Source organism: Arthrobacter sp. SO3 (assembly GCF_020532825.1).
GTDB lineage: Bacteria > Actinomycetota > Actinomycetes > Actinomycetales > Micrococcaceae > Arthrobacter.
Genome location: NZ_MQTS01000214.1, coordinates 1 through 2,037 on the forward strand (window position 1 = coordinate 1; position 2,037 = coordinate 2,037).

General features: G+C 52.2%; 1 protein-coding gene. It reads right to left on the reverse strand.

Annotated elements, in window-relative coordinates; genetic code table 11:
- Positions 1-44: 44 nt before the first annotated feature.
- Positions 45-761 (reverse strand): hypothetical protein, encoded by a 717-nt coding sequence (locus BJQ90_RS19020; RefSeq protein ID WP_226761763.1) that lies wholly within the window; start codon positions 759-761, stop codon positions 45-47.
- Between the last annotated feature and the right edge of the window lie 1,276 nt (positions 762-2,037).

Genomic DNA, 2,037 nt, shown 5'->3' on the forward strand with positions numbered 1-2,037 from the left:
ACCAGCCTGGTACTGCAGTTCGGCATCAAAAACCGCCACTGACATCACACCGAATATGTGACCATGTCAGGAGCCCTGAGCACATGGCCGGTGTCCTTAGCCTTCACCAGCGCCAGTTCGTAGGACATGGGAACCGCCCCTATGTGCTTGGCGTTCTCGGAGCGCGGGGTGAAGGAAACAACATTGTCAGCCGAAGCCGTCTCAGCCGTCGGGACGATGTCAGTGATAGCAGCAGGAACCGGGGCAGCCTTCGCACGGGCCGCAGCCTTGGCGTCTCGTTCCTTTTGTTCCAGAGCCCGAATCATCTTGGAAATGCTGTCATGGACAACAGACTCACGGGCGCTCTCGGTGTCCGCAATATCGCAGGCGGCAAGGTCAGCGGCAATAGTATTCAGAACCGCTCCAAGGTCACCACCCAGAGGACGGAACTGGCCTTCGGCAAGAGTGAAGCCAGCGGACAGGTTGAACTGGTTACGCATGGCGTGCTCAGCAGTAGCCACGATGTTCAACTGGTAGATGCGTGAACGACTCAAACCAAACTCCGCCTGAGCCCATTCAGAAACGCTCGTGTATTTCATTGCCTTATACGCTTTGCCTTTTAAGCACAGCATGATGAAGGTAGGCAGTGTATTCAGATTCTCCTTGATGGCTTTCGTCAGCGTCGTAGCCTGTTCCCGGGTCAGGCTAACCGTGTCTTGGGCTGCCATAGCATTCAGGGCCGTCAGGTCAGTGATGTCGAAGTCGTTGGTGTTCGTGTTCATGGCGCGTGTTTCCTTTTTATGTATGTTTGTTTTATTTGATTGGCAGTTCCTTTCTGATGACCGGATGCCATCAGGGTAGGTTCATGCGTGGTGGGGAAAGTCAGCGGATGCTAACCCTGTCCCCTTGTTGGATAAGTCAGTTTGGCTATCCATACCGATACTGCTGACCGGTTGCTGGCCTGTCAGGGGCGCAGAACCCAGCGGCAAACATAGTCATCAGCAGCATCAGTAAAAAGAGCCAACACGGATTGTGGTTTCTTTCTTGTAGTAGTAGCCCCATGGTGGAGGCAGTTCATATCATCAGACGTTCAGGGATCCCAAAGTGGCAGGGAACCCATGAGTCCCCATCTTTCCTAGACGCAGCGGCCCAATACTTACGGGGGCGCTGTTCGGTCGTCATCTGGCGATACGGTGCGATTCGCTATTGAATTCTCAATGTTCAGTACGTTCCAACTCTCGCTGTACGAGGTAGAAGGAGCAAAAGCAACTTTCAGTGAAACATCTTTCGTTCGGACTGGGCTGTTGTTCCTGTCCCCCGATAAAAAACAATAGCAGATAAATTGAGCAAAACAATAGAATTCAACAATCTTTTTTCAAAAAACTTTCAAAGCAAACAATCAATACCTTCTAAATCCTCTAGAAATCAAGGAACTTGCCCCAACAATCTTTCTAAAAATACTTCTAATCAGCCAACGATTCGCCAACAAATAACCATGGGGAAGGGTCCTAAGGGGGCCACTCCCCCACTTATATGAGAACAGGGGATACATATGGGGAGCCAATCCCCTGTGTCGGTTATTAGGTAGGCAACCTAATCCGTGCGTGTGGACGGGACCACACACCGCGAAAGCACTGATGACAAATACCCGCATCCCTCGCCGTCCCCACAGTGAGAACCCCCCCCCCAGCAATGAACGACACGGGTAACCGCACGGCCGACACTCGCAGTGAACAACCCACACAACTAAGAGTCGTGCTAGCCGCGCAGCAACAATCCCCTATGTAAAACCCAGCCCACACCCCGCACGCATGCAGGGAACCCAATTACAAAAGATACCCACTACACAGGCGGAACTACACTGCCATCACATGGGAACACCTGTTAGCACGAATAGGTGAGGGGGAAGCAATAGGTGAGGCCGACCCACGGGGTTATGGGCTACACCCAACACTGCTAATCAGCGAGCCCCACAGGCAACAACTCATGTGCGTATCCACAGGGAAGCGCAAAGAACATAAACCCACACCCCACTAATGCTGTCTCTTATACACATCT

Bases quoted from the DNA above. Each gene is read 5' to 3' on its own strand.
- BJQ90_RS19020 (WP_226761763.1), bottom strand. From the start codon at position 761: ATGAACACGAACACCAACGACTTCGACATCACTGACCTGACGGCCCTG.